Origin of the sequence: Nonomuraea cypriaca (assembly GCF_015645445.1) — a bacterium.
In the GTDB taxonomy this organism is placed as follows: Bacteria; Actinomycetota; Actinomycetes; order Streptosporangiales; family Streptosporangiaceae; genus Nonomuraea; species Nonomuraea cypriaca.
This window is the reverse complement of record NZ_JADOGI010000058.1, coordinates 1-18551: the sequence shown is the minus strand read 5'-3', so window position 1 is coordinate 18551 and position 18551 is coordinate 1. Positions and strand designations below refer to the sequence as shown.

At 70.7% G+C, this 18551-nt stretch carries 14 protein-coding genes and 1 pseudogene; 6 read left to right on the top strand and 9 right to left on the bottom strand.

The window, feature by feature from the left end; translation table 11 throughout:
• Positions 1–201: 201 nt before the first annotated feature.
• The 3 genes from ITP53_RS20335 to ITP53_RS20325 form a co-directional block, all read right to left on the bottom strand.
• Positions 202–2187: a WD40 repeat domain-containing protein gene (locus ITP53_RS20335; protein ID WP_195897001.1), complete on the bottom strand. Its 1986-nt coding sequence runs from the start codon at positions 2185–2187 to the stop codon at positions 202–204.
• Positions 2157–3710, bottom strand: a complete 1554-nt coding sequence (locus ITP53_RS20330; protein ID WP_195897000.1) for a serine/threonine-protein kinase — start codon at positions 3708–3710, stop codon at positions 2157–2159. Before ITP53_RS20330 ends, ITP53_RS20335 begins: the two co-directional genes overlap by 31 nt.
• Before the next feature lie 190 nt (positions 3711–3900).
• Complete coding sequence (locus ITP53_RS20325) at positions 3901–5109, bottom strand: cytochrome P450 (RefSeq protein ID WP_407941269.1); 1209 nt, start codon at positions 5107–5109, stop codon at positions 3901–3903.
• 402 nt (positions 5110–5511) lie between these two features.
• Between ITP53_RS20325 and ITP53_RS20320 the strand changes: the two genes are divergently transcribed.
• From ITP53_RS20320 to ITP53_RS20310, 3 genes are read left to right on the top strand one after another with little or no spacing between them, the layout of a single operon-like run.
• Positions 5512–6024 (top strand): PadR family transcriptional regulator, encoded by a 513-nt coding sequence (locus ITP53_RS20320; RefSeq protein WP_207756190.1) that lies wholly within the window; start codon positions 5512–5514, stop codon positions 6022–6024.
• Positions 6021–6761, top strand: a complete 741-nt coding sequence (locus ITP53_RS20315; protein ID WP_195896997.1) for an ABC transporter ATP-binding protein — start codon at positions 6021–6023, stop codon at positions 6759–6761. Before ITP53_RS20320 ends, ITP53_RS20315 begins: the two co-directional genes overlap by 4 nt.
• Before the next feature lie 5 nt (positions 6762–6766).
• Positions 6767–8557: an FtsX-like permease family protein gene (locus ITP53_RS20310; RefSeq protein ID WP_195896996.1), complete on the top strand. Its 1791-nt coding sequence runs from the start codon at positions 6767–6769 to the stop codon at positions 8555–8557.
• Between the two features lie 81 nt (positions 8558–8638).
• On the opposite strand, the gene ITP53_RS20305 is transcribed toward ITP53_RS20310, so the two are convergent.
• The 3 genes from ITP53_RS20305 to ITP53_RS20295 all read right to left on the bottom strand — a co-directional run bounded on the left by ITP53_RS20305 (position 8639) and on the right by ITP53_RS20295 (position 11617).
• Entirely contained in the window at positions 8639–9847 is a 1209-nt protein-coding gene (locus ITP53_RS20305) for a D-ribose ABC transporter substrate-binding protein (RefSeq protein ID WP_236051012.1), read from the bottom strand.
• Positions 9848–10263: 416 nt separating this feature from the next.
• Positions 10264–11289, bottom strand: a complete 1026-nt coding sequence (locus ITP53_RS20300) for an APC family permease (RefSeq protein WP_207756181.1) — start codon at positions 11287–11289, stop codon at positions 10264–10266.
• 100 nt (positions 11290–11389) lie between these two features.
• Entirely contained in the window at positions 11390–11617 is a 228-nt protein-coding gene (locus tag ITP53_RS20295) for a hypothetical protein (protein WP_195896994.1), read from the bottom strand.
• 522 nt (positions 11618–12139) lie between these two features.
• Between ITP53_RS20295 and ITP53_RS20290 the strand changes: the two genes are divergently transcribed.
• Both ITP53_RS20290 and ITP53_RS61135 read left to right on the top strand, forming a co-directional pair.
• Entirely contained in the window at positions 12140–13564 is a 1425-nt protein-coding gene (locus ITP53_RS20290; protein ID WP_195896993.1) for a hypothetical protein, read from the top strand.
• Positions 13545–13622 carry a 50S ribosomal protein bL37 gene (locus ITP53_RS61135; RefSeq protein WP_407941268.1) on the top strand — a complete coding sequence of 26 codons (78 nt, stop codon included), beginning with the start codon at positions 13545–13547 and terminating at the stop codon, positions 13620–13622. The genes ITP53_RS20290 and ITP53_RS61135 overlap by 20 nt, the downstream gene beginning before the upstream one ends.
• A gap of 63 nt (positions 13623–13685) precedes the next feature.
• Here the strand turns inward: ITP53_RS61135 and ITP53_RS20285 are convergent, their stop codons facing one another.
• The 3 genes from ITP53_RS20285 to ITP53_RS20275 all read right to left on the bottom strand — a co-directional run bounded on the left by ITP53_RS20285 (position 13686) and on the right by ITP53_RS20275 (position 18077).
• Entirely contained in the window at positions 13686–16028 is a 2343-nt protein-coding gene (locus ITP53_RS20285; RefSeq protein ID WP_207756180.1) for an FHA domain-containing protein, read from the bottom strand.
• A 238-nt stretch (positions 16029–16266) separates the two neighbouring features.
• Complete coding sequence (locus ITP53_RS20280) at positions 16267–16926, bottom strand: response regulator (protein ID WP_195896991.1); 660 nt, start codon at positions 16924–16926, stop codon at positions 16267–16269.
• Positions 16923–18077: a sensor histidine kinase gene (locus ITP53_RS20275; protein ID WP_195896990.1), complete on the bottom strand. Its 1155-nt coding sequence runs from the start codon at positions 18075–18077 to the stop codon at positions 16923–16925. The genes ITP53_RS20280 and ITP53_RS20275 overlap by 4 nt, the downstream gene beginning before the upstream one ends.
• A 228-nt stretch (positions 18078–18305) precedes the next feature.
• Between ITP53_RS20275 and ITP53_RS20270 the strand changes: the two are divergent.
• Positions 18306–18551 (top strand): annotated as a pseudogene (locus ITP53_RS20270) (hypothetical protein); the annotation flags it as partial.

Below are 18551 nucleotides of genomic sequence, written 5' to 3'. Positions count from 1 at the left end.
TCGATTCTCCGTCTGGTCAGCCGACCGTATCCGGCGGCGCGATCTGGATCACCCGACACCTGACGGAACTTCGGCGGGCTCGGTTCGACCACCGTAGCGACGGGGCAGCGCCGAACACCTGGTGTCCGGGTCCATCACAGCGTCGACGCCCCGCATCCTGGCCGCGGTGCGGGAAACCGAGAGGCGGATGGCGGAGAGGACCTATGAGGAGGCGCATACTCGGCGGTAGGGCAACTCTGGGACGAACCGCCGCCACTCCTCCGGCGACAGCTCACGTCCCGCGAGCGCGCACACCGCCGTCGCCGTCGGCCCCGGATCCACTCCCCCCGCCCGCGCCTCACCGCGCACCCCGACCGTGTACAGCAGCCCGCCCGAGGAGGCGAACGCCAGGTCCACCGCTTCCTCCCCTGCGGCCAACGCCCCCATCGAACGTCCCGTCGCCACGTCCCACATGCGGACTCCGGCCGGGGTGGACGCCGCCAGCGTACGGCCGTCGTGGGAGAAGGCGGGCGCCGACGGAGACCTCGCAGCCAGCCGTACCCCCGACGGCCGCCAGGTCCGGGTGTCCCACAGGGTGATCCCCGCCGGTCCGGCCATCGCCAGCGATCCGCCACCGGGGCCGAAGACCGGGACGCCCGCGTCCAGCCGCCGTACCACGCGCCCTGACGGCACCTCCACCACCACTCCTTTTCCCGCGACCAGTGTCCGGCCGTCCGGGTTGAACGCCACCCGCTGATGGGCGTGCAGCTCCCGCAGCAGCGACCCCTTCTTCTCGCGCCATCGCCACAGCTCCGTCGGCGCCTCGTAGCCTGCGTCCAGATCGCCCGCCTGGGTGGGAGAGACGGCCAGCGAGGAGCCGTCCGGGCCGAACTCCAGTACCGACACCCCCTCCAGCTGCTGCTTGATCGGGAACACCGCCCGTACCGTGAGATCGGCTGCGTCCAGCACCGCCACCGACGTTTTCTTCGGGTCGGCTCCCGGCAAGCTCAGGAATCCGCCCACGGCGACCAGCGAGCCGTCGGGGCTGACCGCCACCTCGCAGCAGGAGGAGTCGCCGGTGCCGGCGGCGACCCGCAGCGACCGCGGCGACCCGCCGGTCTCCGCGTTCCGCACCTCCAGCCGGGTCCCTCTGACCGCCGCGGCCGTGGTCCCGCTCACCGCGCCGTTCACCGGTACGGCGGCCCGTGCACCGCCCGGCTCGGCCGTCCGTAATGTCAGCACCGTCCCGTTCGGGCCCAGCAGCCGCAGCGTCCTGCCGTCGGCGCCGAACGCCGCGGGCGGCTCCATCCCCGACGTCGCGAACGGCAGCCGCGACAGCTGGGTGCCGTCCGAGGTCCGGTACACCGCGATCTCCTCGTCGTCGTCGGTCACCAGCAACGCCCCGTCCGGCGACAGCGCCACTTCGCGCGTGCCCGCGCCATCGGCGAACGTCCAGCTCAGGGTGCTGCTCGTGGCGAGATCCCAGAAGTTCACCGCGCCATTGCGCACCGTGGCGAAGATCTTGCCGTCCGCGCTGAACAACGCGTTCGCGACGTTTCTCTCGTCCTCCAGAAATTCCAGCGCGCGCCGCCTGCCCGACACCAGGTCCCACACCCGCACCTGCGAGGCATCACCGGAGTTCAGGCCCGTCACCGCGTACCTGCCGTCCGGGCCGAGCTCCTCCACCAGGCCGCCCCCCGGCGCGCGGAGCTCCCGCCGGGTACGCACATCCACCCACGCCGGGTACGACGCGCCTATCCCCGAGGGCAGCCGGAGGAACCGGCCGTCGGCGCTGAACCGCATGGACCCCTCCTCCACGAACGAGTACCCGCCGCCGAACCCCGCGCCCACCGGCCGCCCCGACCGCACGTCCCACAGCCGCACCGACCGCTCGTCGCGCAGCGCCAGCAGCGAGCCGTCGTGGTTCAGCGCCGCCTGCCGCACACCCGCGGACACGCCCTTCACCCGCGCGGCCCGCTTGTGCGAGGCCACGTCCCACACCGTCGCCACGCGGTCGCGAACCCCGGCAAGCATCGTGCCCGTGGTGTTCAGCGTGTACACCGTTCCTGGAGCCGCGTCCGGAGGGGAGAACACGTCCCGGGCCGGGTGCGCCAGCGCCTCGCGCAGTCCCGCCCGCGTCTCCAGCTCCTGCGGGCCGATTCGCCACGCCGCCACGTTCAGGAGCATCGCCGTGCGCGGATCGGCCACCCGCATCCCTCAGCCCGCACCGCCAGCGACCGCGCCAGCGCCTGGTCCAGGTGCGCCGCGACCGCCGCCCGCTCGGTCACCGCCTCGCGCCGCCGCGCCTCGGCGTACACGCCCGCGCTCGACGCGACCAACGTCAGCGCCACCAGCGCGGCCGTCACCTGGCGGCGCCGCCGCACCCGTCGCGCCGCCGCCGTCAGCCCTTCGGTCAGGAACCGGTCCTCCAGCGGGCTCAGCGTCACATGGCGCCGCTCGCCGGTCGCCCACGTACGCGCGATCTCCAGAGCGCTGCCCTGGTACAGGTCGCTCGGGCGACGATCGTGGAGATCCCACAATCGCGCCGCCTCGCTCAGCCGCCGGTGGATCGCCAGCCCCGGCCGCTCCACCTCCAGCCACACCCGTAGTCGCGGCCACGCCCGCGGCAGCGCCGCGTTCGCCAGTCGCACTCCCACGTCCTGCCTGACGACCAGCCCGGCCTCCAGTAAGGCCTGCAGGACCGCCTCGTGCCCGGGCCGGGCCCCGGTCACCTCCACCGGATCGGCGGTCCGCGGCACGTCCTCGCCTCCGCCGCCCGTCTGGATCAACCGCAGCAACACGTCCGGCACCACTGCCCGCTCGGCGGGGGGAAGGGCGTCGTACATCCTCTCCGCCACCGCCCCCAGCGGCGGCGAGGCCACCATTACCGCCGGCCGCGCCTGCGCCGCCGCGCTGAACCCGCGATCCAGCAGCGCTCCGCCGGGCCCGTGCCCGCCGCGGCCGCTCAGCAACTCCAGCAGCAGATCCCGCGCCGGAGGGCGGTCCTGCGCCCGCTTGGCCAGGGCACGCGCCACCACGGAGCGCAGCACCGGCGGCAGCACCTCGCAGTCCGGCTCCAGCGTCAGCACCCGATGCATGATCGCGGCCATCGTCGTCGCCTCGAACGGGCTGCGCCCCGTGGCCGCGAACAGCACCACCGCCCCCCACGCGAACACATCCGAGGCCGGCCCCGCCCGCTCCCCCCTCAGCATCTCCGGGGACATGTACGGCGGAGTGCCCTGCACGTGGTTGGACGCCGACTGCGACATCTCCTGGGTACGGGCGATGCCGAAATCGATCACACGCGGACCCTCGGGGCTCAGCAGCACGTTGTCCGGCTTCAGATCCCGATGTACGACCCCCGCCTCGTGGATCGCCACCAGCGCGGTCATGATGCCGATCGCCAGGGCGTGCAGCCGGTCGCCGGAGAACACCCCGCCCTCCGCCGCCGCCTGGCGCAGGCTCGGCCCCTCGACGTACTCGCTCACCAGGTACGGCTCCTCGCCCGAGCCGTCCGCCGCGATCAACCGCGCGGTGCAGAAAGACGCCACCCGCTGCGCCGCGGCCACCTCCCGGGCGAAATCCCGGCCCCTGGTCCCGCGCCGGAGCACCTTGACCGCGACCCGGCCGCCCGCGTCGTCGTAGGCCTCGTACACGACGCCCTGACCGCCCTCGCCCAGCCGCCGCGCCACCCAGTACCCGCCCAGCCGATCAGGATAACCCGCCGCCATCACACCTCCACCCGCCGACCCGGCAGCCTGATCGCTGCGCCTTCAGGAGAGTTCGACGCCGTCGGCACGCCATTGGTTCTGGACGACCGACGACTCCGAGGCTCGGGGACACCGGCAGGTGGATCGCTCCGCCGGCCCGCTCCCAGGCAGTCAAGGACACAGGGCATTCACCCAATCGGCAAGGGCCGTCTCAGGACCAGGTGACCGGCAGCGAATGCACGCCGAAGATGAGCATCTCGTTGCGTAGTGGCACCTGCTCGGCCGGCACCGCCAGGCGCAAATCCGGCAGACGGGAGATCAGTTCGCCCAGCCCTATCCGCATCTCGACCCGGGCGAGCTGCTGACCCAGGCACTGGTGAACCCCATGCCCGAAGGCCAGGTGCGGAGTACGCGAGCGGCGCAGGTCGAGCGCGTCGGGATCGGGCCAATACCGCGGGTCCCGGTTGACCTCGGGCGTGGCGATCACGACCGTCGCGCCGGCCGGGATGTCCACACCGCCCAGCGTCACCGGCTCCGTGGCGACCCGGCTGACCCCGAGCTGGATGATCGACAGGAACCGCAGCAGCTCCTCCACCGTGTTGTCGATCAGGCCAGGATCGGCACGCAGCGCCGCGAGCTGGTCGGGATGCTCCAGCAGGGCAAACGTACCCAGGCCCAGCATGTTCGCCGTGGTCTCATGGCCCGCGTTGAGCAGGACGAGTGCGACATCGACCAACTGCGCGTCCGTCAGCGCCGAGTCGGCGTCGTGGACGAGCCCGGACAGCAGGTCGTCGGCGGGGTTCGAGCGCTTGCCCGCCACCAGCCGCCGCATGAACGCGTACAGCCCGGCGCGCGCCGAGGCCTGCTCCTCTGGAGCCGAGTTCGCGTTCATCCCGACCGCCGTACGCTCCTGGAACTCCGCACGGTCGGCGTAGTCCACGCCCAGCAACTCGCAGATGACCAGCGACGGCAGCGGCAACGCGAACGCCGGCACCAGATCGGCCTCCGTGCCCGCCGCCTTCATCGCCTCGATGTGCTCGACCGCGATCTCCGTCACCCGCGACTCCAGCTCCCGCATCCGCCGCACCGTGAACTGACCCGTCAGCAACCCCCGCAACCGGGTGTGCTCCGGCGGGTCCATTAAGACGAAGATCCCGTCCTCCCGCTTCGCCGACGCCGCCTCCATCTCGGCCACCTCGTGCGGCTGCAGCGACGTCGCTTCTCGATGGCGCACCTTGTCGGCGCTGAAACGCGCGTCCGCCAGCACCGTACGGGCCTCCTCGAACCCCGTCACCAGCCACGCCCGCGCGCCATTCAGCAGACCCAACGGCCGGACCGCGCCCTCCCCCCGCAGACCTGGCGGCGGATCAAATGGGCCATGCCCCCGCTCCACCATGTCCACCGGCAGGATCCGCCGCATTGCCGTGGTGCTCACGCTCGGGGACTTCTTGGTCAAGCTGTGGTCGGCCATCAGCACGTCCTGTTTCTCGGGACTTTAGAGTACGTGGCTGTATCTAATGATGGCCACCATAAGGTCACCGCAATAAGATACGCAAGCGGATCGTAAGACCCGGCTGATCTCGGACAGGCCGTCCTGCGGGAGCTGGGCGAGCAGACCATGGAGCCTTCCACGCGGGTTCACCGTCCTCGCCGGGACAGGTCCACCGGCCCGCCCCATTACCTGTGCCTTTCTCTCCATCCCTCACTTGGCGGCGGGCCGGTCCAGGAAATCGCCAGGTGTAGCGTTTTGACACTTCCCATGGATAACCGCTATCTATTGGGCAACCGTTAGGGGGATGGAGTGCAGGACGCAGTGCTGGCGATGCTCGCCAAGGAGCCGTCGCACGGGTACCACTTGCACGCTCGGCTGCGGCGCAGTCTCGGCCCGCTGGGCGAGTCGATGAACCGTGGTCAGATCTATGTGACGTTGGCCCGGCTGGAGCGAGCGGGGCTCGTTGTCTGTGAGCGGGCGGACGGCCTGCCCGAGCGGCCGGAGCGCAAGGTCTATGCGCTGACGCCGGCCGGGCAGCAACGGGTGGCCGCCTGGCTGGCCGAGGTGGGCTGGCCGAAACCGGACCTGGCGGAGTTTCATCTCAAGCTCGCCGCTGCCGCCGCGGCCCGGCTGGCCGACCCGGTGGAGCTGGTGGCGGCGCAGCGCCGTGAGTTGCTGCGCCGCTTGCGTGAGGCGCAGCAGGCGGCGCTGGCCGAGCCGGCGGGGTCGGGCGCCGGCCTGCTGCTTGAAGGGGTCGTGCTGCGGTTGCAGGCGGACCTGCGCTGGCTCGATGCCTGTGAGCGGGCCTGGTCCAGGGTCGATGACGAAGTCGAGGGTGGATGAACGTGTCAGGTGCCGCGGTCCGGGCCTACGGCCTGGTGAAGACGCATGGTCAGGGGCAGAGCCGGGTCCGCGCGGTGGACGAGGTCGACCTGGAGGTGCCCCAGGGACAGATGCTGGCGGTGATGGGGCCCAGCGGCTGCGGGAAATCCACACTGCTGCACCTGCTGGGTGGCCTGGAGCGGCCTACCGACGGAGAGGTGTGGGTGGCCGGGCGGCGCATCGACACGCTGAGCGAGCGAGCTCTGGCGCGCATGCGGCGCCGGTCAGTGGGCTTCATCTTCCAGGCCTTCCATCTCGTGGATGAGTTGTCGGCGGCCGAGAACGTGGAGCTGCCCGCGCTGCTGGCCGGGCGCTCGCACCGCCAGGCCAGGCGGCGCGCGAGCCTGCTGCTGGAACGGGTCGGGCTCGCCGCGCGCGCCCGGCACCTGCCCTCGCAACTGTCGGGCGGGCAGCGCCAGCGGGTCGCCATCGCCCGCGCGCTGGCCAACGACCCGCTGGTCGTCCTGGCCGACGAGCCGACCGGCAACCTCGACACCGCGGCGACCCTCGACGTGCTGAGGATCTTCGAGGAGCTGCGTTCCACGGGGCAGACCTTCGTGATCGTCACGCATGACGAGCGGGTGGCGGCCACGGCGGATCGGCTGGTCTCGATGCGCGACGGGATGTTCGTCGACGACACCCGGCTGGCCGGCTCCCACACGCGCGGGCTCGGCGGGCTGATCGGGCTGGAGGGCTGAACGTCATGGGCTCCATCGTGCTCGTCGTGCGCCTGGTGCTGGCCGACGTGCGCCGGCACAAGGCCCAGGCCGCGATGCTCCTGCTCGCGGTGACCGTGGCCACCGCCACGATGGCCCTGGGTCTGTCCCTGCGCGACGTGAGCGACACGCTGTACGAGCAGACCCGCGCGGCCACCGCCGGGCCGGACGTGGTGGCACTCTCCGGCGACACGGGCCCCGCCGTGACCTCGGCCCTGGCTGCGCTGGCGGACGCTCCCGAAGTCGTCGCCCACCATGGCCCCTATCGCATCGTCTACGCCACCCTCACCACGCGCGATTCCACGTCGTCCCCGGTGGTGGTGCACGGCTTCGCCGAGACGCCCGGCGCGGTCAACCGGCCGCTGGTGACCTCGGGTCATTGGGTACGCTCCGGCGGCACGGTACTCGAACGCGGCTTCGCCACCGCGCTGGGCGCCCGCGTCGGCGACCACGTCACCATCGCCGGCCGGTCGTACCCCGTCGTCGGGATCGCCGTCACCGCGGCCACCTCCATCTACCCCTGGGCGCCGCAGATCGGCCCGGGCGGCGGCCCGAGTGACGGGGGCGGTCTGGCCTGGATGACCCGATCAGATGCCCGGACACTGGCGTCGTCCAAGGATCTCCCGGTGACCATGGCCATGGACCTCAAGCTGCGCGACCCCGCCGCCACCGAAGCCTTCCGCGAGGCCCACCACGTCTCCACCATCAGGATCAACTTCCACTCCTGGCAGTTCAAAACCACACAGGACATGGTCATGCTCAAGGACAGCCAGCCGATCCTGGTCGTCGGTAGCTGGCTGCTCAGTTTCCTGGCCATCACCGGGGTGGCGGCGCTGGCCGCGGGACGCGCCGTCGAGCAGACGCGCCGGGCCGGGCTGCTCAAGGCCGTCGGCGCCGCCCCGGGTCTGATCGCCACCGTCCTGCTCACCGAGTACCTCGCGCTGGCGCTGGCCGGCGACGCGCTGGGGCTGGTGATCGCCCGCCTGACCGTGCCCGCCATCGCCAGCCCCACCGCCAGCCGGATCGGCGACGCGGCCGGGCCGACCGCCGCCACCGCCGCGGCGGCGACCGTCCTCGCCGTGGGGGTGGCGGTGCTGTCCACGATGCGTCCCACGCTGCGGGCCATGCGTACGGCGACCGTCACGGCGCTGTCCGCCACCGCGCACCAGCCCCGTCACCGGCCCTGGCTCACCGCACTGTCCGCGCTGCTGCCCACGCCGCTGCTGCTCGGGCTTCGGCTGACCGCCCGCCGGCCGGGCCGCGCCGTGCTGCAGGCGTGCTCCACCGCCACCACGGTGATCGCGATCGTCGCCCTGCTGACCCTCCACGTCCAGCCGGAGAGGGGCTACGGCCTGGATGGCTCCTTCGTCCTGCCCAACCTGCGCGGCGAGCACGACCGCCGGCTGATGCTCGCCGTCACCGTCCTGCTGATCGCACTCGCCGTCGTGAACACCATCACGCTCACCTGGACCACTGCCATGGAGGCCCGGGCGAGCATGGCCATCGCACGTACGCTCGGCGCCACCCCAGGGCAGATCACCGCGGGACTGTCCACCGCCCAGCTCCTGCCCGCGCTGCCCGGCGCCGTCATCGGCGTCCCCCTGGGCATCGGCCTGCTCTCGCTCTTCGCCGCCAGGAATGCGGTGGACGCTCCCTCCTCCTGGCTGCTCGGCGCCGCGCTCGCGACTCTCCTGGCGACGGCGGCGCTCACCGCCCTGCCCGCACGCCTGGCGGCCCGCCGACCCGTGGCGCAGGCCCTCAGCGCCGAAACAGCGTGACCGGCTCCGCTCGGCAGCGGTTCCCAAGAACTTCGTACCCTTCTCGCCAAGCTTTCGCCGTAAACCAGACGGCACCGCGCCTTAGAAAGTCCAGAACTCATGCGCGTTGTCCTTGATCGCCAGCTTGATGGGAACCGCCACCGACTTCGCGATGACCTGCCCCCTGGCTGCCTTGATGGCCTCGTTCACCGCTCGTGAGCCGATCAGCCTCGGCTGCTGGGCGACCGTGGCGGCCATCGTGCCTGCCCGCACCGCCTTGATCCCGTCCGGCGTGCCGTCGAAGCCCACCACCTTGACCTGCCGCCCTGCTCTTGTCCCCAGCGCCTGGATCGCGCCCAGCGCCATTTCGTCGTTGCTCGCGAACACCCCCGTGATGTCGGGGTGACGCTGGATCAGGCTGGTCATGACGTCCCGGCCCTTGGCCCTGTTGAAGTCGGCCGACCGCCTGGCGATGACCTTGATTTTCGGGTACGCGGCAACCCCGTCGGTGAAGCCCCGGTCGCGGTCGCGGGAGGCGGAAGCGCCGACCGCACCTTGGAGCACGACCACGTCGCCCTTCCCGCTGAGCTGCTTGGCCAGCTCCCGCGCACCCTGCTTGCCTCCGGCCACATTGTCGGAGGTCACGGTCTGCGCCACCTCGGAACCGTTGACGCTGCGGTCGGCCGCGATCACCGGGATGCCGGCCTTACCGGCCGCCTTGACCGCCGGGGCGACCGCGTCGGCGTCGACCGGGTTAAGAATGATCGTCTTTACGTGTTGTTCGGTGAAGTTTTTAATCTGGCGGGCCTGCTGGGCGGGGTCGTTATGGGCGTTGGTGACCGTCAACTTGACCCCGGAACGCAGCGCCCCAGCCTCCGCTCCGTCGCGAAACTGGACGAAATAGGGATTGCTCAGCGTCGACACCGACATGCCGATCGTGAGGTCTTCCGAGACCTTGCCGCTGACGGGAGCACCGCAGGCGGTCAGGCCGAGTACGCCACCGAATATGAGAATCGCGAACGTTCGCATGATCTTTCTTCCTGGTTTGTGGCCTGCGCCGTCGAGTGTCGAGGAGGACCGCGATCCGCGGTCACCACCGTGCCTCGCCAATACCGGCATCGGCAGCAGATTCAGGCCCGTCGAGCAGGACCTCAGGATGGCGGGCCCGATTCGGCCACCGCCGCGAAACTGATGGACAAAGTGTATGTGATGAGCTTCACGATTCGGACACACCGGGCCGGCACGCCACCAGCACGACCACGGCCACCCTGACGAGGACGAGCGTGCTGAGCAGCCGCCGTAGCGCGGCATGCATCCTGGCGGCCACGGCACCGGCCGGCCGTGAGCGCCTCCCATGATTGATAGCGCCTTGTCCTTCCCGGGCATGCGCAGTGCGGGCCAACAGGGCAGCGGCCCGCGACGTGCCGATCCCCATCCCCCGATGACCCGGCACGAGGCCTCCCGGTGCGTCTGCGGCCGGCCGCCCGACACGGACGGCATCCCGTGTCACGGCCGGCTCCCTGTTCTCGGGAGGCCCTGCCCCCTTTCACGACCCGACGGAGTTGAGGCGCTGCCCGGCCGCACGCTCGTGCTGATCGATCGCGGCGATCTGATGACCGGGCCTGGACACGGTCGCCTGACCAGGGCGGACGCGGCATCGGTCCTGGGTGCGGCGCTCGCCTGCCGCTCCGCCCGCGCGCAGATCGTCGTCCTCGGCCCGGCCGCCGTCACGGTGCCCGTCCAGCGCGCGGAGCCGCTGATGGACGTGCTCGACCGCCTTGGAGAGGCAGGCGGCCCGACGAGCCCGGCACAGGCCATCCGCGCGTACGCGGCCGGACACGACACGCCTCCACGGCGACACCAGCGCTGAAGGATCTCGGGGCAGCGACCATGGCGCCGGGCCAGCTGCTGGTCTGGGGCACCGCGAAAGAACCTGGAGCGCGCGAGCGCGACTTCTCGATCAGCGCGGCGATGCCCAGCAGCATCACCGCCAGCAGCCCGCCCAGCGCCACCTCGGCGCGCTGCGCCCGCCGTACGCGGGGCCTCCTGAAGGACGGCACGGCGTTGGCGATGGCCTCGACGCCGGTCAGCGAGGCGCAGCCGTTCGCGAACGCCTTCAACAGCAGCAGCACCCCGACCGCCTGCACGCCGTCCGCCTGGTGCGTGAGATCGGCCGCCGGCTCACCGCGGACCAGCCCGGCCACGATGACCAGCAGGATCGCGCCCACGTAGACGACGGTCGGGACGATGAACGCGCGGGCGCTGTGCGCGATCCCGCGCAGGTTGACCACCGTCACCAGGGCCAGCACGGCCAGACAGAGCCACACCGTGTACGGCAGCAGCTCCGGGAGTGCCGAGGTCAGCGCGGCCACTCCCGCGGCGACCGACACGGCGACGTTGAGCACGTAGTCGATGACCAGCGAGGCCCCCGCGACCAGGCCGGCCCGCCGCCCGAGGTGGGTCTTGGCCACCCCGTATGCGCCGCCGCCTTCGGGGAAGGCAGCGATGACCTGCCGGTAGGAGAAGGTCAGCACGCCGAGCAGGGCCGCGATGGTGAGCGTGACGGGGATGGTGAACCCGAGGCCCGCGCCGCCCGCGAGGGCCAGGACCAGCACGATGGCCTCGGGCCCGTACGCCACCGACGCCATCGCGTCCAGCGACAACGCGGCCAGCCCGCCAGGGACCGAGAGCCGATGCCGCTCGCCGGTATCGGCAGGCTCCTTGAGCGCGGCGGGGCGTTGAGCAGTGGACATTGGAGAATGCTCCTCAATGGGGGTTGCGCCCCCATATTGCGTCCACCTAAATGCCGCAAATATCGCTCATACGGATTTCTCACGCGCAATCCCCAAAAAGCTACGCGAAAAATACGGTCGCTCTGTCAGCCGACGTGGACATGCGGCGGCGTTCCAGGTCCGGCTCGGCCTGGCGCAACACCTCCCTGGTCAGCGGCGGCACGTCCCCCGGGGCCTCGGCGATGGCCAGGCTGATCAACCTGGCCCCGCGGTATTTGCCCCGCTGCGGGATGGCGCCGGAGTGGACCGGCGCGTGTTCGCGGCCATCTCGCACCGAGTTGCGGGTCACCGAGGTTCATCTCGATGCGCAGCTCCGAGCCTGTGCTGTTCGTGGAGGTGTCGGTGCCGGACGCTTCGGAGACCGAGTTGCACGTCAAGGGCGACGCACCGATCTTATGTAACCCGACAGGAGCAGAAGGAAGGCCATTTCTTACGGCATTTCTACGCTCCCGCTATGGACACATACACATCATTTACGCGCAGCGAACGCATCAAAGCTCTTGCCCAGGAATTCGGAAACCCACATAGTGAGGTCATCGATCGCGGAGAGGAGGAGAGAGTGACAGTGCAAGCCCGCCGCAGCCTTGCGCGCCGTCCCTCACCCCTCCTGACCGTTCGATGGCGTGTCCCCTGACGAACGGACACGCCCCACCAGGCGTCGGACGAGGCCGCGCGCACGCGGCCGCCACGCCGCACCGCGACAGGCGGTGCTCCCGGGCCTCTCGCCGGCATGCGGTGCCGGATCGGCGCACACACGGATCCGCCCGCCGCCGCGGGAGGCCCTTCGATCATTTCTCACCAAGAAGGGTCCATGACCACATCTCAGCCCCTTGTCCCCCAGGCGGTGACCACCGCCAGGAAGGAACTCTTCCTGCTGGCCGCTCGATCCCTGGCCGACGCTCGAGCCGCCCGGGAGCCGGGTGATCGGCTCGCCTCCCTGGTCGGCACGCTCGCCACCGACGACGCCTGGATGGGCTCGTTCCTCGGCTGGGCCCGCCGGCAGCCCGCGCTGCGCGTCCTGGCGCTGGCCGCCACCGCCGAATTCCTGCACACGCGACTGACCGCCAAAATCGGCACGACGGCCGAGGCCCGTCGGCTGGGCCGAGAAGTGCTGGTCCGTGCCGACGACCCCGGCGACCTGCTCGCCTATCTGCTGGACCGGTACGGACGCTCGATCCCCAAGCCGATCAAGCAGGTCGCCGGCGAGGCGGCCGAACGGCTGTACGACGAGCACGCGCTGGCCACCTATGACACCCCGGAGGCGGCCCTGCGCTTCGCCGAGGTGATCGCGTTGACCCACCCCAAGCCGGTGGGCAAGGCCCAGAACGACGTCTTCCAGTACGCCGCACTCCGGCTCAAACGCGAACGCCCCGTCCCCGACTCCCTGCCCAGCCTGCAGGCGCGCGCCGAGTTGCACGCCGTACAAGTGGCCAAGCGGGTACGGATGCTGGATCGGGCGGATGCGGCCGACGTGTTCGCCCGGGCCGCGATGAGCTGGGAGCAGGTGGCCATCTGGCTCGGCGGCGAGCTGAACGACAAGGCGTGGGCGGCGGTCCTGCCATCGATGAGCTACCGGCAGCGGCTGAAGCACCTGCGCAACTTCGAGGCAACCGGGCTGCCCAGCGAGGTGGCCGACTGGCTCTGCGCCGACCTGGCCGAGGAGAGTTCGGTCGCGCGGGGCCGCACGCTGCCACTGGAGATCCTCGCCACCTGCCGCGCCGTTCCCGGTTCCCGCTGGTCCTGGGCGTTGGAACAGGCTCTGGGCCATGCGCTGGCCCAGGTGCCCACGCTGGAGGGACGTACCCTCGTGCTGGTCGACCGCGGCGCAGCGATGGCCCGCCAGGGCAACGGCCTGACCCGCGCCGACGCCGCCGCGGCCTTCGCCTCCGCACTTGCATTGCGCTCTCCCTCGGTGGAGGTGGTCCAACTCGGGCCCACCACCGGCCCCGTGGAGGTGAGCGGCTCCCTGCTGGAATCCGTGGCACGCTTCGGCGAGCCCGACGGCGCGCATTCCGTGGCGCAGGCCGTACGAGGCCATGTCGACGGACACCGCCGAGTGATCGTCCTGACCCACCCGGAGGCCGCCGTCGAAGCCGCCGAGGCCGTCACCGTCCCCGGGCACGAGCACGTCATCACTGAGGTCAACGACGGCTGGTTCGCCGCGATCCCCGCCATCGAGCGAGCCCGCACCGGGACCTGGCCATTCGAGGAGACCGATGTCCAAGCGCGCCAGTAAGAAGCGCGGCCGCCGCAAGAAGAACGCCAACCACGGCCACAAGCCCTGCAACCGCTGAACCCCGAGGGCTCCGGCTGCTCCTGCCGAAGCCCTCGCCACGCCCGCCTCATCCGGTTCTCGGTCACTTGCCGCGCATCACCGCGGGCTCGTGGCGGCGCAGCAGGCGGGCCACCAGGAAAGCGCACAGGACCGCGAGGATGGCCAGGACGCTCATGTCCAGGACCCAGGTGCCCAGGTCCTGGCTCCACAGCGGGTCCGGCGGATCCTGGATGTGCGGGATGAGCTGGCCCACGTCGAGCGTGCCCGCCAGCGCGGCCAGCGCCCAGCGAGCCGGCACGAGCCAGGAGATCTGCTCCATCACCGGGTTGTCGTCCAGGTGTACGAGCGCCCCGCAGAAGACCAGCTGGATCAGTGTGACGAGCACGAGCAGCGGCATGGTCGTCTCGCTGGTCTTGGCCAGCGCGGAGATGAGCAGGCCCACGGTCATCGCGGTGAACGACAACAGCGCGACGGCGAGCGAGAGCTCGGTCAGCGGCGCGGTGAACACTCCCGTGTCGTACGTCTCGACGTTCAGCATCGCCACGTAGGTCAGCACAACGCCCTGTACCACGGTGATCAGACCGAGCACGAGGAGCTTGGAGCAGAGATAGGCCGATCTGGACAGCCCGACCGCCCGTTCTCGTTGATAGATGGCGCGTTCCTTGACCAGTTCGCGCACCGCGTTCGCGGCGCCGGTGAGACAGCCGCCGATGCACAGGATCAGCAGCAGGTTCGCCGCGTTGCCGTTGCTGTTCGGGGGGCCCATCAGGTCGCCGGTCGGGACGACGCGGGCCAGCAGCCCCATCACGATCGGCAGGGCGACGGTGATGCCGAGGAACAGCCGGTCCGCCACGATGCCACGGCAGTAACGGCGCACCAGCGTACTGAGCTGTTCCGCCCAGCTCTGCTGTTTCGGCGGGCTCTCTCGTTGTACGTGGCGTCCCGTCGAAACGGGCTCGATCAGCTCGGCCGCGATGTACTTCTGGTGCGGCGAAGATCGGGCGTACTCGCCGGCCCAGTCCTTGGACGCGTCGTCGAACGCCAGGAACACGTCCGCCCAGTCGGTGAAACCGAGGAACGGCAGCGCCTCCTGTGGCGGGCCGAAGTAGGCGATCTTCCCGCCCGGCGCCATCACCAGGAGCCGGTCGCAGATATCCAGATTGGCGATGCTGTGGGTGACGACTGCGACAGTGCGGCCGTCGTCGGCCAAGCCCCGCAGCATCTGCATCACCGACTTGTCCAGCCCCGGGTCCAGGCCGGATGTCGGCTCGTCGAGGAACAACAAAGACGGCTTGGTCAGCAGTTCGAGGGCGACGCTGACGCGCTTGCGCTGGCCGCCGGACAGCGAGGAGATGCGATTGTCCTTGCGGTTTTCGAGCCCGAGCTGCTGGAGAACCTCGTCGACGCGCGCCTTCCGCTCGTGCTTCCTGGTGTCGTCGGGGAAGCGTAGTTCCGCGGCGTAGATGAGGGCGCGGCGCACGGTGAGCTGGCTGTGCAGGATGTCGTCCTGCGGCACGAGGCCGATCCGCGAGCGCAGCTCGGCGTAGTCGCGATAGAGGTCGCGCCCGTCGTACGTGACCACGCCCTGGTCCGCGGGGCGCAGCCCGGTGAGCGCGCGCAGCAGGGTGGACTTGCCCGAGCCGCTGGGGCCGATGATCGCTAACAGGCACTTCTCGCCGACCGGAAACGTCACGTGGTCCAGCAGCACCTTGCCGCCCTCCACGGTGACGGTGAGATCGTGCGCCTGGAGGCAGACCTCGCCGGTGTCGGCGTACTCCACGAGCGTGTCGTCCACGAGCTGGAACGTGTACGGCCCGATGCCGATGAGGTCGTTCGGGGAGATGCGGGCCTGCCGCACGCGCCGGCCATTGACGTACGTGCCCATGCGGCTGCCCACGTCGACGATCTCGTGGACGCCGTCGATGATCCGGAGCTCGGCGTGACGCCGGGACACCCTCAGGTCGCTGACGACCATGTCGTTCTCGGGCGCCCGGCCGATGCGCGTGACCTGCGCGCGGCTGACGTCCCTGGCGGCGGCCGGCTTACGCCACTGCCCGGCGCGCGGGAAGCGGACCGTAGCCGTGGAGAGCATGTCGGGTGCGCCCCGCCCCTGCACGGGAGGTGCCTGCGCATGCGCCGCGCGGAAGTGTACGAGTCCGCCCTCCGCCGGGTGCCCGAGGCCGATCCTGGTTCCAGGGCCGATGACGACCCGCTGGATGCGGTGGCCGTTCTCGTAGGTGCCGTTGCTGCTGCCCGCGTCCTCCAGGATCCACTGGCCGCTCTCGAACCGCAGCACGGCATGCGTACGCGAGACCCGATCGGCGTTGACGACGACATCCGACCCCGGATCGCGGCCCAGCCGGTACGAACGGCCCGGATCGAGGGTCACAGACGTGCCATGGCCTTCGACAACAAGCTGCGTCACGAGACCGCCTTTCTGACGGGGGGACGAGAGGCACGAGAGTGGCTCATCGCCGAGCCTCGAACAGTTGACCCTAGACACGATCCCCAGAAGAAGGCAGTGTTTCATGAGTTTTTAACTAGATCTGTCCCAGCATGGCGCTTCACCGTCTCTCCGCGGCCGTTGAGTCCGGTCCTCCGCTGGGTGCGTTCGCGGGACCGGTCCCGCCCGACGCCCTGATACTCGCATGCGGCCGACGAGATCAGGTCACCAATCCCCTGCGGTAGGCGTAGACCACCGCCTGCACGCGGTCACGCAGGTCGAGCTTGGTGAGGATGCGTGACACGTACGTCTTGACGGTCTCCTGGCTGATCACCAGCGTCGCGGCGATCTCGCTGTTGGACTGGCCGTCGGCGATGAGGCGCAGCACCTCCAGTTCGCGCGGGGTCAGCGCGGTGTCGTCCGGCGTGGCCTGGGTGGGGCGGATGCGGGCCGCGTACCTGCCGACGAGTTGCCGCGTCACCTCGGGTGCCAGCAGCGCGGCGCCGGTTGCGACGGTGCGGATGCCGTGCAGGAGCTGTGCCGGTGGGGCGTCTTTGAGCAGGAAGCCGCTCGCGCCGGCGCGCAGCGCCTCGTACACGTACTCGTCCAGGTTGAACGTGGTCACCACGAGCACCTTGACGGGGTTCTTGACCCCGGCGCCGGCGAGCCGGCGGGTGGCCTTGATGCCGTCGAGCACCGGCATCCGTACGTCCATCACCACGATGTCGGGGTTCAGCCGGTGGGCGAGGTCGATCGCGGTGCTGCCGTCTCCGCACTCGCCCACCACCTCGAGGTCGGGCTGCGCGTCGATGATCGTGGAGAAGCCGGTGCGGATCAGCGCCTGGTCGTCGCAGACCAGGACCCGGATCGGTGCGTTCACGACGGGCTCCCCGCGGGGATGCGGGCCCGTACGACGAAGCCGCCGTCCGCCTGCCGGTCGGCGCTGAACTCGCCGCCGAGGGCGTCGACCCGCTCGCGGAGCCCGGCCAGGCCCCGCCCGCTGCCGCCGGGAGAGGCGGCCCGGGAGCCGGTGCCGTCCGTGCTGACCTCCACGGTGATCTCCTTCTCGCCATGGCGCACGCGGACCCCGGTGCGGCTGCCGTGGGCGTACTTGAGGGCGTTCGTCAGGGCTTCCTGCACGACCCTATAGGCCACGAACTGGGCGCTGCCGACCGATTCCGCCGATTTGCCCTCCTCGGCGAGCTCCACCGGCTGCCCGGCCTGGCGCGTCTGCTCCACGAGCGTGTGCAGGTCGCCGGCGGACGGTGTCCTGGCGTCGGCGTCGTGGCTGGGGTTGAGCAGGTCGAGCATGTGCCGCAGGTCGGCGATGGCCCGCCGGCCGGTGTCGGTGACGGCGCTCAGGGTCGCGTCGAGGCGATCAGGTGCGGCGGTCAGGTAGCGGGCCGCCTCGGCCTGTACGACCATCGCCGTCACGTGGTGGGTCACGACGTCGTGGAGCTCGCGGGCGATGCGGGTGCGTTCTGCTGCGCGGGTGGCCTCGGCGACGTGGCGGCGGCGTTCGGCCTCGGCGGCCCGGGTGGAGCGCAGCCAAGCGCCGATGCCCCACGCGAAGACCAGCGCCAGGTAGAACAGCGCGAGATCGGCCGGCGTCTCGTTCGAGCCGAGCCGGTCGAGCGCGAGCATCAGCGGCACGTACGCCGCGGACAGGAGGATCACCGTGAAGCGCCGGTGACGTTCCAGATGGGCGCCCGCGCTGATGAGCGCGATGGGCAGCGCGGTACCGGCCAACGCGTGATAGGCGAAGAGCTGGTCGAGGGCGAAACCGAGCGACACCAGGACAAGACCGACGGCCGGCCACCGCCGGCGCACGGCGAGCGGGAGGCATTCGAGGGCGACCACCACGACGGCCAGTGCGTCGTACGGACGGGTCGGCAGGTTGCCGATCTGCGTCCCGCTGCCTTGGAACGCCGGCAGGAGTGACACGACGGTCAGCAGCAGCGCCAACGGAAGATCCCGGACCGCCACGGCGAAGCGCTGCCACAGGTCCTGGGCCCGACGGAGTTCGATCACCGGGCGAGCCTAGCGGTCTCGCCGGACCGGGCACCGCGCCGGCGAGCGTCCAGGTTGCCGCGCCGACGGGGTCCCCCGTGCGAGCTACCGGCGAATGTCCACCGTGCGGTGACGATTCGGGGACCGTCGATTCCATAGCGTTACGACGTGGCCGCGGCGCTTCGGCCGCTCCCCCACTACACCGCCGTGTGAGTCATCTCGGCGTCAATTCTCTCACTGGAGGACATCTTGCTTCCCAAGATCAAGGCATCCGTCGTGGCCGCTCTGTGCTGCACCGTGATGGGTGCGGGGGTCACCGGTTGCGACGGCGACTCGGTGGAGAACTGGGACCCCTTCGCCTCCACGACGCGGAAGGCCGATGCCGACCTGATCTCCGGAACGAAGAAGATCAAGGTTGCGGGCCGGTCGGTGAACGTGTCCTGTTCGGGCAGCCCGTCCAAGGGCGAGCCGGTCATCATGTTGATGCACGGAGGC

What these genes read in the sequence shown, in the direction of transcription:
- ITP53_RS20330 (WP_195897000.1), bottom strand. Translation starts at nt 3,710, where the DNA reads ATGGCGGCGGGTTATCCTGATCGGCTGGGCGGGTACTGGGTGGCGCGG.
- ITP53_RS20325 (WP_407941269.1), bottom strand. Translation starts at nt 5,109, where the DNA reads ATGCGGCGGATCCTGCCGGTGGACATGGTGGAGCGGGGGCATGGCCCA.
- ITP53_RS20320 (WP_207756190.1), top strand. Translation starts at nt 5,512, where the DNA reads ATGCTCGCCAAGGAGCCGTCGCACGGGTACCACTTGCACGCTCGGCTG.
- ITP53_RS20315 (WP_195896997.1), top strand. Translation starts at nt 6,021, where the DNA reads ATGAACGTGTCAGGTGCCGCGGTCCGGGCCTACGGCCTGGTGAAGACG.
- ITP53_RS20310 (WP_195896996.1), top strand. Translation starts at nt 6,767, where the DNA reads ATGGGCTCCATCGTGCTCGTCGTGCGCCTGGTGCTGGCCGACGTGCGC.
- ITP53_RS20305 (WP_236051012.1), bottom strand. Translation starts at nt 9,847, where the DNA reads ATGCCGCGCTACGGCGGCTGCTCAGCACGCTCGTCCTCGTCAGGGTGG.
- ITP53_RS20300 (WP_207756181.1), bottom strand. Translation starts at nt 11,289, where the DNA reads ATGTCCACTGCTCAACGCCCCGCCGCGCTCAAGGAGCCTGCCGATACC.
- ITP53_RS20290 (WP_195896993.1), top strand. Translation starts at nt 12,140, where the DNA reads ATGACCACATCTCAGCCCCTTGTCCCCCAGGCGGTGACCACCGCCAGG.
- ITP53_RS61135 (WP_407941268.1), top strand. Translation starts at nt 13,545, where the DNA reads ATGTCCAAGCGCGCCAGTAAGAAGCGCGGCCGCCGCAAGAAGAACGCC.